Genomic DNA, 21,309 nt, shown 5'->3' with positions numbered 1-21,309 from the left:
AGCGTTAATCCCACGACCGGCCAACTGGATTGGACACCGGGACGCTTCACCCAGCCTCAAGTCGATTTCGAGCTGCGGGCTTATGACGGTCGAGGCGCCTATCGACGACAAGTGTGGCGTGTCAACGTAGCCGGTGCCAATCGCGCTCCGATCGTATCACCTATCGACGATCAATTGATCACCGAAGGCAGCACACTCAACTTGCCCGTGAGTGCGTTTGATCCTGACGGCGACACGCTCTTCTACTTCGCTGATAACCTTCCGGCAGGTGCGATCTTTGATGCGACTTCGCGAATGCTGCGTTGGAAACCCGATGCCAATGCAGCCGGTGTGTACGAAGACATCGCCTTGTTTGCCAGCGACGGCTACGCCGATACACCGGTCTATTTCACGATCACAGTAGTTGATCGCAACACGCCCCCGACGGTTGCCCCGCTCAATAACCTCACCACGCGCGAAGGCGATGCAATTTCTTTCCGCATCAACGCCAGCGATGCTGATCGAGATGTGCTGCGCTATACGTCACCGAATTTACCGCCCGGTGCTTTCCTGGATCCCAACACCGGTATCTTCGAATGGACGCCCGGCTTCAATCAACATGGGCAGTTTGCCATACAATTTTTAGTCAGCGACGGTGTGGATACCGTTCGGCAATCCATGACCCTGGAGGTGCAAAACTTAAACGGTCCTGTTCAATTTGCCGAGTTGACTCCCTTTGAGATATTCGAAGGCCAGACGCTCAAGCTGCGCATCGCTGCCGCCGATCCAGAGTATCCAGCCGCCAGCAACAATCCACTGAATACCAGCGAAGACTTCTTTGCGGATCTTGGCTTAGCAATTCCTGGGCTGAACTACACCTTTGTCAATTTACCAGCGGGAGCCAGTTACGATACGGCTACGCAACTGTTCACCTGGACGCCAGGTTTTGTACAGTCGGGCCGATACGATATTTCGTTCGAAGCCAGCGATGATGGCGATGGTACTGGAGTTCCCAGCACCGATACGGTCACCCTGAGCATCACAGTGCGCGATGCCAATGGTCGACCAACGATTGGCAGTCTGATCAATCGCACGGTTGCCGTGGGCGCGACCTTGGATATACCCTTGTCGGCCAGCGATCCCGAAGGTGCAGCTATCGATCTGGGAGTTGTCATTGGTCAAGCCACGAACTTGCCAACTTGGGCACAACTAATCGATAACGGCAATGGTACTGGGATCTTGCGTGTGGCCCCGCAACCCGGTGATCGCGGCGACTACCGCGTCACGGTCTCGGCAACGGAAACGGGTGCCCAGGCGCTTAGCGAAAGTACACAATTCATTCTGCAAGTCACCAGCTCGAATGAACCACCCAAGTTCAATAATCTGTTCGACCGCGTGGCCCTGGTTGATCAAGCCACCCAGTTTACTATCTTGGTCAGCGACGCCGATCAAGATGCGCTGAGCTTTAGCGCTAGCAACTTGCCCGCCGGTGCCACGCTGGTTCAATCGAGCATCTATGGTCAAGCCACTTTCAGTTGGACGCCTACGGAATCGCAATTGGGTAGTCATTCGGTCACCTTCCAGGTGCAGGACAGTGGTAACGGAAATCCAAACGAGCGAATTACCACTTCGCGCACCATTGAGTTCGTCGTTCGCAACACCAACGAACGTCCGACGCTGGACTTGGTTGGTGCTCAGTCGATTGCGGAAGGGCAAACACTTTCACTGCAGATGCAGGGCCACGATGCCGATGGTGACGCGCTTGTCTACCAGGCGGTGCAACTATCGGGCAGCAGTTTGATCAACCTGCCCAGTGGCGTTGAATTTAATGCAGCCACAGGTCTATTGGTTTGGCGTCCCGAATATACGCAAGCGGGCATCTATGTTCTGCGCCTATCGGTGTCCGATGGCGCGGCGACGCGCAGTGAAGATGTCCTGGTGGAAGTGCGCGATACCAACCAGACACCGCTGTTCAGCACCTTGCCCAAGCTCTACGGTCGCGAAGGTGACCCGCTGTTCTTTGTGGTCAATGCCAGTGATGCTGATGGTCAATCGCTCAGTTATGAGCTCGTGAGCGTCGGCGGCGATTGGCAAAGCACTGCATTGCCACCCGGTATGCGATTTGATGCAGCCGCACGAGCTCTGCAATGGCAAGCTAGTTATGAATCAGCGGGCAGTTACACCTTAACGTTTCGCGCGACCGATCCCAGCGCAGCCAGTGACGAGTTGACGGTCGAGGTGCAGATACTGCCCACCAATCGTGCCCCGACTTTGCTCGCCCCGACGCGCCGCACGGCTGCCATCGGTGAAGAGATTGCCATTGCCGTGGCCGCCTCGGATCCTGACGGTGATGCGATTACATTAGCAGCTACCGATCTCCCACTGGGGGCAGTCCTAGGTGCCGATGGCGTGCTGCGCTGGACTCCTCAAGGTTTCCAAGCTGGCCAACATACGATCCGCTTGATCGCCAACGATGGCCAGGCGCAAACGCGACGCAATCTAACATTGACCGCTACCTTTGAGCCAGCTTCACCCAACTTGTCTTTGGTGGTCACGCCCAGTTTCCCGGCCATACCTGGTCAGAATATTCTTATCCAACCCATCGCTCAGAGCGACGTTGGCGTGGGCCCTGCCTCCGTAAAGATCAATAGCACATCGTATAGTCTGGATGAACTTGGCCGAGTCAACTTCGTAGCCTCCGCGCCTGGACTGTATGAAGTTATCGCCGAAGTTACCGATAGCGAAGGTCGAACCACGCAGGTCACGCAAAATATCTTCGTGCGTGATCCACTCGATCGCCAGGCGCCGTTGGTCGAGATCTTGGAGATTACTCCACCGATTATCACCGAGCCGCGGTTGCTGAGCATCAACATCGGCGATGCAACGCTGGCTGATTATGTCATTGAATTGATTCGGCGCGATGATGGTCGAATCTTCCAAATCGGTGCCGGCGTGTTAAACGTTTGCCACCAGGTTACGCTCGATCCAGCCAATTTTGTCAATGGTTTCTATACGCTGCGGGTCACAGCTCGCGATCTAGGTGGACTGGTTGCGGCCGATACTACCGAGATCGAAATCAATTCGACGCTCAAGACCGGTTCGCTCGAACTGAGTACCAGCGACCTGTCGGTTACACTCGATGGCATCTCGGTCGATTTCGTTCGGCAGTTCAGTTCACTGGCGATTGGCTCATCGACGCCTTCGACCAACACGCTTGATATTCAGGGCACTTCGTTTGGCGCGGCTTGGACTCTGCCGCTGATCAACCCCCAAGTCGCGCTCACTCCACATAGCACCGACGAGTCCAGTGGTTTTGCGCAGCCGCTCGTATTGGGCGATCGTTTGATTATCACCTTGCCCGATGGTCGCCGTGTAGGCTTTACCTTCAGCCCGCTGGAGAGCGAGCAAGATGGCGTGGTGGTTTATCATCCCAACTGGGTCGCCGACAGCGGCACGGATTGGACGCTGAAGTCTTTCCAGCGCATCTTGCAGAAGCCCGGCTCCGGTAATGCATTCTATGTAGTCGGCACGGGATTGCCCTACAATTTGTCTCTCGATACTAACTCGCATGCTCCCAACTCTACCCTGACACTGGTAGCGCCCAGTGGTCTGCAGTATGGCTACACGATTGCTGGCGATACAGAGTTCGGTCCACGATTTGAACTGGAGCGGATAGTTTCGGCCGATGGCAATCGCTTGCTGCGATGGACCGACGGCGGCCTGGTAGCAGATGATGGTTCGCGCATCAGCCTGGTGCGCGATGCCGCCGGACGCATCGCTGAACTAGTTGGCCCCAACGGCCAACATTTAATGTATCGGTATGACAACGCCAGCCAATTGACGGCGGCGATTGATGTTCGGAGTGGTACTCGAACCTTTTATAGCTACGATGCGGCAGGGCGAGTGGAAGTCGTAGCCCCATCCGCTGCAAGCGGCGCGATTTATCACTACTCCGACACTACCGGACAGTGGCTCAGTCAGACGGTGCTCGACCAAAACTTGGGCGGCAGTCGCACGTTCTTAAGCGCACCATTGTCGGGCAATTTGATTGCGCAGAGTTCAAAGAGCTTTGCGTTGACCCTGACCGATGGCGAACTGCTCAGTAGCGCAACAGGCCTGGTTACCCTGGGCATCGAAGTAACCAGTGGCAGTTTTGACCCGGCGGCCGTGACAGTGGGTGGAGTGCCCGCAGGATACGTTCATTCTTCGGCCGGTCGCAGTGTGGCCATGTTCACCTTTGCTCGAGGAGGTACTTATGCGCTGACGATTGCCACCGCGGATGGTCAAAGTGCAACTGGTGACTTTGTCGCCAACATTTATCTGGCGGGCGATGTCAACGCTGATCGCATCATCGATGCTCAAGATCAAAACGCACTCGATGCAGCGCTGGGAACTTCATCAGGCGATGCGAATTACAACCTGGCCGCGGACAATAACCGCGATGGACAGGTCGATGGCACCGATCGTGGCGCCCTGCTCTCTTCGTTTGGATTTGTGGCCAATCGCGCTCCAGCCGCCACCAGCCTAACGCCGCTTTCGGGCTTCGTCGGCCAACCGATCATTGTCAATGCGGGCGATTTTGTTTCCGACCCTGAGGCTGATACGATCTTTGTTCAACTTACCAGCGGTGATGCAGTTGTTACTGATTTGGGGGGCGGCTTTGTGGCGATTACGCCCAGTCGCGTAGGAGCGGTGGAACTGAGCCTGGTGGCTGACGACGGTGTGCTTGCGAGTCAACCGCTGGTCTGGAGTCTGGAATCAAAGTCAACGGAATTCCAATCGATCTCTTTCGAGCACGCTGGCGATATCCAGATGGATAGCAGCAGTTTAAAACTGCTCGAAGTTGTCGGTGTTTATAACGATGGATCCTCGCAGAGCGTACCGAGTGAATTGCTGCAGTTCACTTCATCCGATCCGAACATTGTGGCTGTCACCGGCGCGGGCCTGCTATTGCCGCGCGCTAGCTCTGGCTTTGCCAAAATCACCGCCAGCTTGGGCAATCTCAAGACTACTTTCGTCGTTACCATCGGCGTGCAGAGCGAGCGTTTGCTGGAAGTGTATCCGGGAAGTTATGCATTACGTCCCGGTGATACGCGGCAGTTTGTGGTTCGCGAGCGCATTGATGATCACATCATGTCCTTGGCCGATACCGGTTCGGGCACCGAATATGTTATTGGCAATCCAGATATCGCCACCATCGATTCGGAAGGTTTGTTGCGTACGCTCAGCGCTGGCACCACTGATGTTTACGTGATCGTTGGTGACCGCAGCTTTAAAGTGTCAGTACAAGTCGTGGACGCCATGTCCAACGGCAGTGTGGTCGATAACGATGGCGGAGTCATCGTGGGCGATAACATCTACGTCGGCGTGCCTGCGGGTGCTTTTGACCAAGCTACGCAACTATCGGTCTCTGCCAAGCCAGAGTCGTTCCTGCCTTATTCGCTGCCCGATCAGTGGAATTTCGATGGTGCAGTCCAACTGCAGTGGTCAGGCGAGTTGGGCAACTATCCGCTCAGTTTGGACTTCCCTGCCCCATCGGGTCGCAATCCCGGTGACTTGGTTTACTTGTTCCAACCTGTCGATGTCGTGCACGACGATGGCGTGGTCGAGCGCTCGTGGGAAGTGGTTGATTCGATGATGGTCAGCGACGATGGTCGCATGCGGACCACATCGCCACCCAACTTGGGAGTAATGGCTCGGCAACGCAGCGACTTTACCGCCTTGGTGCGCCCCAGTGTGTTCGGAGCGATGGCGTTCGGGTTTCCAACCGTTGGTACCACCATGGTGGCCATCGCCGACTTGCGCTTTCGACAATCGCAACCGCCACTGGTCAGCATCGACCGCGTAACCAATGCGCGCGATGACGGCTCGCGATACTATTCGAGCGCTGGCTTCTTCGGTGATTTTATCGTACCAGCGGTCGCCGACTTCCGGATTGCGTTGAACGTCCACGCGGCTTCACCCTCGGGGCTCAGCCTGGTTGAAACCACCAACGTCGAATTGCGACCGGGCGAGCATCCCGAGTTTGCAGTTCCACTGAAGGCTAGGATTATTACCTCCAAGCCGACACCGCAAGTCTCGGGTGCCCGGATGGGTATTCTGAGAATTCTGGACCAAGATATGCCTGCCATCGAATTGGCTGGTAATTTCTTGCTCGATGACGACAGTGTGCAGATTCCAAATTCCACCGTCGGCACAACCGTCAATGATCTGTACGTCACGATTGAGATCGGCGGTCGCGACGGATTTGTGGTCAATGGCCAAGAACAAATCGCGGGAGGTCGCGACACCAAAATCACAACTGGCCTGCAAATCGTTGAAGGCAAGTTGATTGCCCCGATACCAGCTCACGCCATGGTAGCCGGTAGCACGATCACGGTTACTCGTCGTCAAGAGGTGGCCGCTGACGGACGTATTGTCGTGCAAGAAGTTACTAGCAACCCAGTTCAGCCACTCGTCTTGGGCAGATACACGTTTGTGCCCAATGGCGGCGAAGGCACAGTGGCTATCTACGACATGACGACGCGGCAAACGATTAGTGTCCCTGCCCCTAACGATGCGACCGCCAATGTCGAGAAGTCCGCGCCTCAAGAGATTGCACGTGTACGCCTGGCGAGCAACTTCACCACGACTCAAGTGGCTCCGCGCAAATCGGTCGCCTCGATCGATGGTGGACTGCTGTATGTCACGCTGGAAAACCTGGGAGCGGTCTCCGTTATCGATGCTATCGCCCTACACGAGATCGATAACGATCTGACGGATACGGGTGTAACGCCCATCATGCTGCCCGCGGGAGCTCGGCCGTTTGATATTGCGACCTCGCCGGATGGTCGCATGCTGTATGTGACGGACTACAATCTGGGCAGTTTGTATGGTATCGATATCGATCCGACTAGCGACACTTTTCATACCGTAATTGCGACACTGAATATCAGTCGCGATTCGGCCGGCAATCGACTGGCGCCGATCGGGTTCCGCGGCTTGGTTGTTTCAGGTGATAGCCGCTCGGTTTATGTGGCCGCTCCAGGGCGAGATCTGTTCGGTCGCTTTGGCGCCAATACCGGACACGTATTGGTGGTCGATGTGGTTCCGGTGAAACGCGAGATCCTTGATACAGATGACTCAACTGAGCCCGTTGATACTCCACCATACATGCTGGAGTTCAACCAGTCGCCAAGCACTTTGATCGAAGTCGGTCCTGCCCCTTACGACATTACCCGTACAGCTGATCCATCGACGTATCTGTTGGTTGACCGCCTGGCCGACAACGAAGGTTATGGAACGATTCGGCGCATCAAGACCGATGACAATCGAATCGAGCTGGACTATCGCGCGCTGAACGTGGCGCCTTTCGGCATGCTGCCGTTTGTTGACGAAGGTCGTGGCACTCAAGTATTTGGTGTCAGCAATCTGCAAGATGTGTTGTACATTCCGGCTGATACCTTTAAAGCTCAAATTGGACCGCACCCGGATTACGCCATTGTTACGGCCTTCAATGCCGCCACTACAGATTCTGATCCCAAGAAGTCGCCGGCCCTGGCGCCTTTTATCGTCTACCACCCCGACTACAAAGTAACAGTTCAGTACCAGGTTACACCACCGCCGGGTTCGCCGAATCCTGAAACGCGAACCATTACTGAGCGGGTGTATATCGAAACCTTCTTGGGAGCCGGCGGTAACATCGGTCTGATACGCAATGCCACGGGTTCGTGGGATGAGCCGCTAGAGCAACCACGGTTGGTTGCGGCCACCCGGCCCATCATGTTGGGTTTCCCCGATGGAGCAGCCTATAACTCGTTGACTGGTTTGGTGACCGTGGCCATGCAGTCGCAGAACAGTCAGTTTGTGTACGATGTGGGCGCAATGATTCGCCGCATTGAACTGGAAGCCCTGAAACCACCTCGAGGTCCGCTGGATCCGAATTTCAATCTTTCATCGCTATTGGGTACGATTGATTCGAGGCTAGGTACATCGTTTTTCTCATCAGACATTCCCACCGAACTCAGCGGGTTGTTGCGTGGCTTGCTCTCTACCATTCCTATCGATGTGATCGAACCAGCCACACTGGTTAATGCGGATTTTGGATTCACACCTTCGACGACTGAAGCGGGGGCTATAGCACTGGGAGTGCCGGCCATTGGTCCATTTGGTGAAGTCCCTAATGCGTTTGGACCAATCGCTGCCGGACGATTACCGCGCGGACCTTCTTCGCAAACAGAAGCCGAACCCAAGACGCTGTCGCTGGTCGATACGCCTTACAACCTGGCGACCAGCATGCTGTCATTCCCTTCGGACCCACTGTCAGTCGAAGCCGGTATGTCGGCCGAGGTTGAAGTGCATTCGGGCGCCTTGCAAGAGACCCATGATTTAGTGGCTTATCAATCGCAAGGCGCGCGGCGTTCGATCACCTTGCACTACGATTCCGCTCGAGCGGAACCCAGGCCCCAGGTGTACTTCGGGTTGGTGGGCATCAACGAACAACCCACCATAACCGATACGCGGCTGGTCGTGAGCATGACGGCGCGCTTGGGCGATACTGCGATTCGTTCGCTCGGTTACGCAGAACCGACCGAGTTGGAACGCGTAAGTGGCTTCGAAGGTGGCGAGAACTTTTTCGAGATACCGGCTGCCCCAGGTACCGATGCCTTGGGTGGTTCAGTCTTGATGGACTTTGCGGATGCTGAAACGGGCATCTATGAAAATGATATTCGCTACGGTCTGTTCGATCCCAAGGCAGGCCAGTATGTGCGCGGCAAGTTCTTGAAGGACACAGAACTGTTACCCGTCGTCAATCTGAAAGACAGCCCGTTCGGTGCCGGTTGGGGTGTCGCAGGCCTGTATCAGATCTTCTCCAGTTCGCTGGGAGTCTTGATGGTTGATGGCAATGGTAACGAACAAATTTACCTGGCACCATCGGCACCTGATCAACCGTATACCGCCCTCTCACAAGATTACTCGACGCTGATTCGCCGGACCGATGGCACCTTTGTGCGTTCGATGCTGGATGGCACTGACTACGAATTCGATACCGATGGCATGATGGTCAAAGAGACCGATCGCCATGGGAACGCGACCAGGTATGAGTATTTTGACAAGAAGATCCACAAAATCACCGATCCCGTGGGCTTGGTGACTGAGTTTAAATACGAAGGCGATCGCGTTTCCGAGATTCATGATCCGGCCGGTCGAATCACCAAGTTTGAATACGATCGTGGCAATCTAACACAGATCACCGATCCCGATGGCTCGATTCGCAAATTCCAGTACGATGCCATGACTGGACCTCGCAAAGATCTCGATCCCTGGTCGCATTTGCTGACCGGTGAAGTTCATAAGCGAGGCAATACCAGCGACCCTCTACCTGCAAGCCAGTTCCGTGAATCTTGGAGTTACGACAGTTCCGGCCGAATTATCAGCGGTACGCGTCTGGGTGGAGATACGTTTGTACTATCCAGCGGTCAAACCTCGCTTGCCGGTGATCCTAACAAGAGTTCCAGTGCAGAAGATGCCCAGGAACTGCGAGATCTAATAACGGAGACTCAAGCCGAAGCCGCTCGTCAAAAGGCGGCACGCAATGCCTGTATGGTCGTGCTGGGCGACAGCGATGACGAAGAACAAGACGATACCTTCCAGGCCGAGGCGACCTACACTGACTTCGACGGACACGAAGTTCGGTTCCGCATGAATGGCTTTGGCCAGTACATCTCTTCCGATGACGGCGATCACAAACCTCAATCGTCCTACTTGCGAACCGTCAACGGCGGCATGGTCACGGCCATGGTCGATCCGATGAACAACGTAACCTGCTACCAATACGACCTGTTTGGGAATGTTATCACGCAAGTCGATTTCCCGGACAAGAACAATCCCACGCAGTACGTCAAACAGAGCTTTGAATACGAACCGACAAAAGCCAACCAGATCAAGAAGATCGTTGATGGCGTAGGCCGTACGACCACGCGTGAGCTGAATGCCAAGGGCGACGTCGAGCGGGAGACAATTACCAGTTTCGTACCAGCACCTTTGGGCAGTCCCAGCAGCACATCCACCAAGTACTCTTACTATCCCACTGGCCTGGTGCATACGATGGAAGATGCACGCGGTAATGTGACCACGTACAAATACGATATCTATGATCGACTGGAGACAATTACTTACGCAGATGGTGCCGTCGAAAAGCGCGAGTATCTCGATCTCACTGGCAACGTCACCAAATTCACCGATCCAGATGGCTTCGTCACTGAATACACCTATGACCGTATGAATCGCATGAAGACCACACAGGTCACGATCACTGTCGACAACGTTACGTACAAGGAGAAGTTTGAGTATGACGCGGCCGGAAACCAAATCGAGCATACCGATCGCAATGAAGTTCGCAGCACGACAACCTATGACAATCGCAGCCGTCCACTCAAGGTAACCAGCGCCGCCGATTCACTCAAAGCGACATCGCAATATGCGTACGAATACGGTGATATGACTACATCGTACGCGGTGTTTGCTGATCCGCGTTACGAATACTTCTACGAGAAAGATGCCTTGGGCTACGTCAGCGTTCGAGTATTCGATCAGTACCAGAACTTGCGATTTACCTATGACACATTAGGCCGAGTTACGGAAAACATCTACAACGACGCCAATCAGTTGACCACGACCAAACTGCCTAACGGCGCTTCGATCGTGCGAACCTTGGACGGTCGCGGACGCGTCATCGAACGTACCGGCCCAACTGTAGAGAAGGTGCAATACACCTACGATGCCGCCAACCGCATCAAAACGCAGAAGATGATCAACCCGGACACGGGCGATCAACTGATCGAGTACGAATACAATATCTTTGATGTTGCTGGCAAGGTAACAGATGCCGAAGGAATCGTAACCCGCTACTACTTTGATGCCGCTGGTAATAACATCAAGTTAATCGAAGCCGACGGCACATCCCAATCGCGGGTCACTGACTACGATTTTGACAATCGCAATCGCTCATTCCGCACAACTGTAGCCAATCTGGCCGTTACGACTACCGTCTATTATCCCAGCGGCCGTGTCCACGAAGTCATCCTGCCGGGTACCGATGCACCGAAGACCATCTATACCTATGACGAGATTGGTCGCACGATCAAAGTCGAAGATGCTGAAGGCTTTGTTACTCACAACATCTACGATGGAGTCGGCAACCTGGTGGGAATCGTCGATGCACGCGGTAGTGGTCGCGAAGACGAACAATATCTACAGACGCTTGAGTATAACGATCTCAACCAACTGATCGCTTCCTCCGATCAACTGAAGAACACGACCAGGTACGTGTACGACCTCAACGGCAATCAAAAGAAGATTATCGATCCGCGCCCGACAGTCAATGGAGTAGCGCATCCTGAAACGCTGTACGATTACGATGCCGCAGGGCGAGTGATCACAGTCACCAGTCCCACTGGGCGGACTACAAAATACGAATACAATTTGCTTGATCAAATCGAAGTCACTCGCGCGCAGCGCTTGACCGCTGGTGGCAGCATTGTGACCGATGTATCCACTACCCACTATGACAAGAGCGGGCGTTTGGAGTACGCCATTGATGCCAATGGCTATCGTACCGAATACAAATACGACCCTGCGGGTAACTTGATCAAGGTAGTCGATGAACGCGGCGATGCGTATCGCACCGAATACAAACACGATCGCAAGAATCGCGTGGTCAAGTCCACAATTGGCGCGGGCGCAACTGCGCCGTCGATTACCACAACCAAGTATCATCCTCTGGGTATGATCGAACAGGTCATCGACCCGATCGGCCAGGTGACAGCCTTCAACTTCAACAGTCTCGGCTTTATCGAACAATCGATTCTCGCCGATGGCTCGGCCAGCCCCGCCATCACCAAGACCAAATACGACTTGCGCGGCAACATGCTCGAGCAATCCAGCCCGCGAGGCGATTTCTACACCACCACATACGCCTATGATCGTTTAGATCGCATGAAGTCGCAGTCGGGTCCCTCAGGCACTCCGGAAGATCCCAAGCCTTTTACGATTGAGTACACCTACGATGCCATCGGTAACACCACCGAAATTACCGACCCACGCGGCCATGATTGGAAGACTACGTACACCTATGATTTGGCTGGCCGCCGCGAGTCTGCTACCGATCAGGCCGACAATGAAACTCGGTACGAATACGATGCCGCCAACAACCTGATCAAGCAGACCAGTCCAGCCGTCAGCGATGCCGGGCCGCAAGTTCTGTTAATGACGTACGATGTGCTTGGCCATCAGTCCAGCGTCACCGATGCGCTCGGACAAGTTACCTGCACTCAAATGGATGATCGCGGACAGGTGATCGCGCTGGTTAGTCCCAGAGCAGAGCTAACTAGCTGCACCAGTGCCATCAATGCGACCAACTATGTCACGCGAACTTTCTACGATGGCGAAGGCCAGAAGATTGCGGAAGTCGATGCTGAAGGCCATCGCACCGAGTGGGAATATGACCCGGTCGGTAACATTAAACGCCTCGTCGATCCACGCACGTTTAGTGCTGCTTCGCCGGGCGTCTTTGAAACAGTGTATGAATACGACCAATTGGGGCACGTCCGAACGATAACTGAGTCGATTGGTCTCAGCGGTAATGATCAGGCAGCCGTTCATCGCTACCAGTACGATGCGGTAGGTCTGCTGCGCACGTACACAGATCCGCGCGGTTCGGGATATACCACCAAGTTTGAATACGACGCGCTTCAGCGGCTTGAAACCACGCGACAAACTTTCCCCGGTGACTCGGGCTCCACTACGCTCACCACACGCACCGTTTACGACGCGATGGGGAACTTAATCTCCAAGACCGACCCGCGCGGCGACTTCTACACGACAACCTATACCTATGATGCGCTCAATCGCCGTATCGATACGATCGAGCCCACTGGTTCGCCTGCGGACCCAGGACCGCTAGCCAAATGGACGACGGTGCGCGATGAAGTTGGAAACGTCATCGAAATGCGCGATCCTCGAGGCGATTTCTATACCACCACTTGGGAATTCGACGCGCTCAGCCGAGTCAAAAACATTACGGTGCCCACCGGCTCAGTCGATAATCCCGGCCAGCCGGCGGTAACCGATTACGACTACTATCCTGGTGGCACGGTGAGCATGGTGACCCTGCCCACAGTCGGTCAGAGTGGCCAACGTCCCACCTTGATTAACACCTACAATGTTTTAGGCTTGACCACTTCGACCGTGGATCAAATCGGGGCTACAACTCAATACAGCTACGATAAAGCTGGCAACGTCGTGACGATCACCGAATTGCCGCTGAGCGGTGAACAGCAGCGAACGACCCTGCTGGAATACGACCAACTCGATCGCTTGATTACACAAACGGATGCCGAGAACTTTGTGACGCGCACGCATTACGATGCGGTGGGCAACAAAGTGCGCGTCGAAGGTCCCTTCTTCAATGATGACGGAATTCAGACTACAAGTTGGACCTACGATGGGCGATCCAACGTGCGCAGTATCACTGATGCCGAAGGTCATACCACGCATATGCAGTATGACGCGGCTGGCAATCGTATCAAACTGCAAGATCCTCGTGGCACCTGGGCCGATATCACCTATGCCTATGATGGGGCTAACCGCCTGACACGTATCGATCAACCTACCGGAACAGAAGCGAATGCCGGCTCGATAGCCACCACGCGGATGGAGTACGATGGCGCGGGCTTCTTAGTTAAACAAATCGATGCTCGCGGCGACGCCTTTGCGACCACCATCGAACGCAATTTCCGAGGCCAAGAAGTCGCACGCCATGTGGCTGGTGGCACACCCACCAACATCGAAATGCTCACATGGAGCACGCGTTACGATGCAGTCGGCTACGTTATCGAAGAGATCGATGGCCGCGGGCCACAATACAAAACCCAATACGAACGCGATTCGGCCGGACGCCCTCTGTCAATCACGCGTCCTGTTCTCAGCTCTACGGCTGATACGCTCACCGAAACGTATCGCTATGACGCATCCGGAAATCTGTTGCGATCCGTAGGCATCGGCGGGAATGATTACGTAACCACCTTCGACTATGATGCTCGCGGTCGGATGACACGCCGCACAGACCCGATCAATGACTCGCAGACGATGACGTACGATCGCTTTGATAATGTGCTGGAGAAGACCGATTATTTGGGAACCAGCAAGTTTGAATACGACCGCCTCAATCGCTTGCGAAAAACAACCGATGCCCTCAACAACGAGATTCGCTATGTATACGCGCCGGGCGGACTCAGTCTGCAAACGACCTCCAGTCGCGAGCACACCACGACGACGAATATGGATCGCTTGGGACGCACGGTCGAAACGATCGATCCTCTGGGCCAGAAAGAGTTAACCGCCTTCGATTCAGCCGGCAACGCGGTCCGCTTTACGGACAAAGCCGGCACGGTCAGCACGGTGACCTACGATGCTCGTAATTTAGTTGTCGAGGAGATCGCCGCAGTAGGCACACCTGTCCAAACGCGAATGCTGCATCGGTATGACGAACTGGGTCGCGAAATCGCCACGGTTGATCCTCGGGGCGATTTCTATACGACTACTTTCGAGTATGACAACCTCGGGCGCATTATTCAGCAGCGCACACCGGCTGGCAGTGAGACCATTCCTGGCATCGGTACGCCTGGTCAAGGGCAATGGCTGGTGGAGAGTTGGACGTATGATGCGCTCGGCAACGCCCTCTCGCACACGCCAGCTCGAGGTGATTTCTATCGCACCGAATACACGGTCGACGGTCTTGGTCACATTTTGACCGCATCAAAACAAGTCGGCACACCCGACAACCCCGAGCGGGTCACGATAACTCATCGCTACGACGACGCCGGCAACAAGATCTACACTCGCGATGAATTGGGATTTGAAACCGAGCGCACCTTCGACAAAGTAGGTCGCCTCAAGTCCGAAACGGTTCTGGGCACCGGTGCGGGCACTGGTACGGTCTCTTGGAACTATGTTGATACGCCCACGGGTTTCCGAGTCGAGAGTTTCAACCGCGACAACCAACTGGAACAGGCTGTCGACCACGATGCGCTGGGCCGAGTTGTCTTCATCGATAGCCTTACCGGCAACGACATCACCAAAGAATACGAAAAGAATCTACTCTCCAAGGTCACCGAGGGCACCAAGTCGGTCAGCTACACCTACGATGAATTGGATCGAGTCAAGACGCAAATCGACGAGCAGGCCCATACCGTTGGATATACCTATGACGCCGTGGGCAATTTGAAGACTGTGCGCGATAAGGATAACTTCACGACCAGCTATGAGTACGATCAACTGAACCGTCAACGCGTGGTCCAAGATCCACTCAACGGGCGCACCCAAACCGATTATGATGCCGCGGGCAATGTCATCAAGATCACTTCGCCTGGCGGCACAGATACCAGTCTGCAAGTCGACGCCCGAGGATTGACTCTCACCGAAACCACAGTCAATGGTACTCGTACTTTCCAATACGATCCCAACGGCAACCTGGTGCAGTCGATCGATCGCAACGGACGCGAGATTCGGCGCAGCTACGATGGTAACAATCTGCAGACCGCTGAGACCTGGCTGGACGGCGATCAAACTGTACATACCATCACAATGGACTATGACGCTGGCGGACGAAAACGCACCAGCACCGATGGCCAGATCACCAATTCGTGGGACTACTTTGATAACGCAGCCTATTGGCTTGAAAGTACCGGTGTTGCCTTCAGTTCCGTATCGAACGCGACACTCGATTACCAACGTCGTTCTTCCGGCGAAAAAGCTGTCATGTCAGTGGCCTTGGCCGGATCGCCTAACGTCTTGGTCAACACGTACAGCTACAACTCCGCTAATCTGCGTTTGGAATCGATTCAGCAAAGCGGTTCTTTTGCCAGTGCCAAGTCGGTTAACCTGGCGTATCAACCCAACATGCTGGCCTTGCAATCGGTCGTCCGACGCGATGGAACGCAGGTTGTCAGCACGACGAGTTATGAACTCGATGCACGCAGCCAGGTCAATGTCATCAGACACCAAGGCGGCAATCAAGTCGTTAACGAGTACACCCTAACCTACAACAACAACGGCCTGATCGATTCAGTCGCTGATCGATATGATCGTGCCGTCTATGCGTACGATCAGCTCAAGCAGCTGGCGGCAGTCGCTCACAGTGATACCGACCTGGTCAATGAAGTCTACGCCTGGGACTTGGATGGAAATCGTATTCAGTCGACACAACATGGCACCTCGATTGAAACCGACACGGGCAATCGCGTGATGTCCGACGGCATCTACGATTACGACTACGACGAAGAAGGCAACCGCATTCTGGCGACTGAAAAGTCTACGGGCAATCAGGCGCGTTACACCTGGGATCATCGCAATCGCCTGACCGAAGTCAGTTTTCGCACTTCAACGGGCGTCGAATATGGCTATGTCCGGTATCAATACGATGCGGAAAACCGCCGCGTGGCCCGCATCTCCGATGGCGACCTGACCGATAACGTGCCGGCAACTCTGACTCGCTACATCTTCGAAGCGGATGATGTAGTATTGCAGTTAGTCGATACCAACGCTCTGGATGCCATCGACGATGCACGACCAGCGACTGCGTATTTGATGGGCACTGGCATCGATCAGGTCTTTGCGCAGGACTTCGGCCAAGGTAATTTCCAGTGGTTGCTGGCGGATGCTGGCGGATCAATTACCGACATCATCGACCGCGACGGCGATTTGCTCGATCATATCCAGTACGATGCTTTTGGTCGCATTCTGAAACGCATCGATCCACAAGTTGCCGTGGCATATATGTTCCAAAGCCGGCCGATGGATCCGCTGACGGGTACTTACTATTTCCGTGCCCGCGAATATGACCCGGCCTTGGGATTGTTCTTGTCGCTCGATCCGCTCAACTATGGTGGTGGCGATACGAACCAGTATCGCTTGTCGGTTGGCAACCCGGTAAACTTCCGCGATCCGACCGGCATGAGTATCTTCAGCAATCCGTTCCAGCGTGGCTTGGCTGCAATGGGCGAGTCGCTGGCCCAAGGTGACCAAGCTGCCCGCAATGCATTTGCATCGACATTCATCTTAGGGACATTCGACAGTTCGATACAAACGGCCACAGCGCTCGCTAGTGGTGCACCTCAATTTTTGTTGACCAAGATCCCATACGTCGGTCAGTTCATCGGTCTCGGCATGGCCTTCGCCAACGCTTATACAGAAGCGGCCAAGGGCGAATATTGGAATGCCGTTAAAGGTTTCATTCCCATGTTCTTGGGTATGCGCGGTTTTGGTGCCCAGGTCGCCTCCAGTTATGCAGTCAACACAATTGATGCTGGAATCGCCATTCGCACCGGTGACCCCAATCTAATAGCCGGCGCTCTGCAAGGTTTTGCGTTTGATGTTCTGGATGCGAGAAGCAAGAAGCTGACCTTCCGAGATACCTACTCCAAATATGGTGGCGATGCCGCCGGTGGCATCAGCGCCATGGCCCAGAATCTTTCCACTGGGCTGAACTTTGCCAAAAACGAATTTGCTGGACTAAAGTCGGATATCAAGCAGGCCATTGGATACGCGCGTTATGCGAAGCGACAGCAGCAGGACCTGGCTGCGGGCCGAGTGCCGCTGTTCGATTTAAACTTCGCCAGTTTCCCTAAGTATCAATCGGCCTCTTTTAATGCCGGTACCCGCGTGCGCGCGGCAGCCCTCAACATCGTGGCCAAGGCACAAGGACGTGAGCACACGATTGCGACCACCGCGGATTTGAGAGCCAATGTGCGACACGCCATCGCCCTGATGTATCCGCTGAGTGAACGACACCGAGCGCGCAACGAAACGGCCAAACGTGGCAAGAAAGGTCCCAGTCACCTCACCGAAGAGATCATTCGCACTCAGCAAGACCTGCTCTTTGGTGGGTCGATGTTTTATGACAGCGCTCCCCGACTACCAGGCGGCCAGGCGCGGGCGGCAGGTATCGAGTACATCAGCATGTCGCAGGCCCGCGCAGAGCGACTTCAGGATGTCGCCCGCTTGAAGCACAACGCAAATACCAATCCCAATTACCGGAGGGGTGTTGAGCAAATCGTCGATCGTTTGATCGCCAACGAAAATATGACTTTCTCCAGTCGTGGTCGCGCCGCCCTGGTCGAGAGTTTTGCCGTCATGAACCAAGGCGTGCTGATTCCCGATCCAACTGGTCGGGCTTCGACGATTTGGAAATCGATTCATGCCGGGAAGATTGATGAACAAATGCTGGACGTGGCCAAGCGGGTGGAAGCATTCGAATACGGGCAGCAATACAATACATTTGCGGCTACCAAGGAAGCCCTGATCAACACGCATAACGAACTCAAGGCCAAGGGTGTCAACTCCGCTTCCTCAATGAAGGAACTGGAGCATCGTTACGACGTATTGCTATCGCACGCCAAGAGCTTCGTCTCGCGAACGCAAGCCGAAGTGGTACTGAGTAAATTCAGTCCACATTTGGAGAAGCTCGTCCGCCAAAGAAATCCGCACATATCCAGTGCCGAAATGGGATATATGCACGAGCAACTAGCGGCGCTGAATAACCTGGTCAACAAACATCAGTACTCGATGCCCGGACCATGGGATCACTTGACCAAACGCCTGGGCGAAGTGCGCACCAGCCAAGATCCGGCTGCTGAGTTCTTGTCGATCTTGGATACTCCATTCGTCAATAAACAAACGCTTACCGACCTGGCTTCGATTCTACAAGGCAACCACAACGGTCAGATACCACTGAGCACCATTGGTCGCGGGCAAATGTCGGCCATCCTGCTGCGCGGAACAGCGGGCGCTACGCTCTCGCAAATCAACACGCGCGCGGAGTTCGTGCACGCTGCCTTCAGTGGTGACGTAGTCCAAATGCGCCAACAACTCAGCCGCCCCGACCATGCCTGGCGAACGCTGTCCGACATCTACAAGAGTCCGATGCAGGATCTATCGGACTTTGACTTGAACATTGTAGTGCGCGGGGGCAAGCAATCCCTAGTGCGCGCTCATAGCAAGAATCTGGTCAAGTTCTACGAAGGGCATAAGGGCAAGGAGATCCCAGGTGGTGAGTTTATTCAGTCGGTGATCAGTAATGCCCCGGAAGGCAGTGAACTAAAGGCAACCGCCAATAACAGAGCCATCGACGATCCCTTTGAGATCTACATCCAAGATCGCATGGAGTTCATGAACTACGTCGGTACCAACAGCCTAATGAACTCGCGGGTACTCAAAGGCGCGGTCGGTGTGGCCATGATGCCCGATGGCACTATCCGAACCATCGTCAGCCCGTCGGTACTATTCGATTCGTCACCCATCAATTCGATCGTCTTTGGGCCGATGAACGTGCCCACGCTCAATAGAAAAACCGGCTCTGCCCTCCATACCGATCGAGCACCACTCGATCCGAACTCAATGCCTGCCCTGCAACTTGCAGATGCGCGCACCATACTCAATGCCGTTCGTGGTAACTGGATGAAGTCGCTGTCGATAACCTGGCTGCCCGATGTCGATCTCGTGATCGAAGACTTGCCCAATAACCAGCTGGCCGAAGCCGTGTGGACGGAGATGGATGCCAGCGGCAGGCCTACGCGTGGCCAGATCATTCTGGATGACAACGCCGCCGGTTGGGGATGGTTTGTCGATCCGACGCCTCACGCAGCAGAAGAGTTTCAAGAGGACAATCGAGCCTTTACATCGTCAGTAGCCAGTGGTCACTACGATGTGCTGACGGTACTTGGCCATGAATATGGTCACCTGCTTGGCTTTACTCAGAGCGATCCGAACTTCGCTGCCCTGACCCAGTGGGATCATGTCGGCAATCGCTTTGTGACCATCGATGGCCAGTCCTTCCGACTGGATGGCACCGGGGACGAACTGAATCCGCAGGTTTATCCACAAGCCTTGATGTCGGCTACGCTGCCCGTGGGCGTGCGCAAACTGCCAACGGCGATCGATACGTTGATCTTAGGTAAGGTTCTGGCGGGCCTAAGCGATGATCCGATTCTGCTGCAGCCGCTGGGGAATCTGGATGGACAAATACTCAGCAAGTTCCAGCCGCTGGCCGAAAACGTCGCCGCTGATTTGCGCGAGCCACTGCGTAGTGGACTAACCAATACTAACTTCAGCCTCACCGATCCCCAGTCCAGCTTGTTCGGTTGGCACACGGTAGGCGCTGTCGGTTTCGAGAGCGGCGCGGCCACCATCAGCGAAACGGTCGGCATGCTGAGCGATCTATCGCAGACATTCGTCGTGCCCAGTGGCATGCGACGCTTGTCATTTACCCTGACCGGCATATCGCTAGAGTTTGATGCTAGTGGCCAGGCGCCCAACGATGCCATCGAAGTATCGTTGCTGAAGGCCCAAACTACCCAGCAACTGGTCGGGGCCATATCCAACTTGACCGGCAGCGATGCGCTGTTGAATATCCAAGCCGACGGCACAGTTTATTTTGCACCCGAAGTTACTGTCGGCGGTATCCAATCAGGTGATCGACTCGATCTGACTCAGCCAATCGACGTGTCGATTATGATTCCAGAGTCGGCCGTTGATTTGGCCGCTACTTTATACTTCGACTTGATTGGCTTTGGCACAGACACCAGTCGCTTCACCATTGAAGAGTTACAAGTCGAAGGTGAAGCCGCCGTAAGCTGGCACAATCAAACGTTGGCCGAAGACTCCAATGGCGATGGCCTGGTAACACCTATCGATGCTTTGCTGATCATCAACGAATTGAACTTACATGAAGTGGGCAGCAACCTGGGCGAGCTGCCGCCAATAACCGATGCCGTTGGACCGCCGCCCTACTTCGACGTGCGCGAAGATGGTTTCGTGACACCGATCGACGCTCTCCTGGTGATCAACTACATCAACACCCATAGCGCAGGCGGCGGTGGCGGTGGCGAATCCGAGTTATCTTGGTTCAACGCAGACCGCCCAACCGATGCGAATGATGACGGTAGCGTCAGCGGCATCGATGCGCTGCTGTTGATCAATGAGATCAATAGTCGTCAAATCAGCGATCCCATCAGTGGCCGCCTACCAGCGATCACCGGTACGGTCCATCCGGCGCCGTACTTCGATGTTAACGGAGATAACTTGCTCACACCGATGGACGCCTTGCAGATCATCAACGACATCAACCAATCCAGCTCGACCTCCGGCGAAGGCGAAGAGGCTGAATCGCTCTTGGATTTGCTAAGTCGCGATCAAAGAGCGCATTGATATCCAGAACGAACGGTATCGCAGGTTGACGCATAGGCAATCGTTACATCAAAGCTGTGCCACAGGCACAGCACTCCAAGGCGAAAA

Annotated in this window: 1 protein-coding gene (running past one end of the window); it reads left to right on the top strand. The window is 54.7% G+C overall.

From position 1 onward, the window contains the following. Positions 1 to 21,222, top strand: the 3' portion of a protein-coding gene (locus SH573x_RS02950) for a CARDB domain-containing protein (protein WP_479352823.1). It extends 15,108 nt beyond the left edge of the window; the window shows 21,222 of its 36,330 coding nt (coding positions 15,109–36,330); its start codon lies off the left edge, out of view; it ends in the stop codon at positions 21,220 to 21,222. Positions 21,223 to 21,309: the final 87 nt, after the last annotated feature.

The sequence above is a fragment of the Rania fehmarnensis genome (assembly GCF_056494185.1).
The sequence above is the reverse complement of the archived record's forward strand: the minus strand, read 5'-3'. Positions and strand labels throughout refer to the sequence as shown.